Below are 231 nucleotides of genomic sequence, written 5' to 3' on the forward strand. Positions count from 1 at the left end.
GTGGTGAACAACCAGTGGGCCATCTCGACCTTTCAAGCTATCGCCGGTGGTGAAGCCACCACCTTCGCCGGACGCGGCGTGGGCTGTGGCATCGCCTCGCTGCGGGTCGATGGCAACGATTTCATCGCGGTGTACGCCGCCTCCGCCTGGGCCGCCGAACGCGCCCGGCGTAACCTGGGGCCGACGCTGATCGAGTGGGTGACTTACCGCGCCGGCCCGCACTCGACCTCC

1 protein-coding gene is annotated in these 231 nt (G+C 68.4%); it reads left to right on the plus strand.

Annotated features, from left to right (window positions below; all coding sequences use genetic code 11):
- On the plus strand, positions 1-231 hold a 231-nt coding region (locus AC0L3B_RS40465), incomplete at both ends, for a thiamine pyrophosphate-dependent enzyme (protein ID WP_473383722.1).

This window comes from Bradyrhizobium sp. Kon56 (assembly GCF_055807635.1).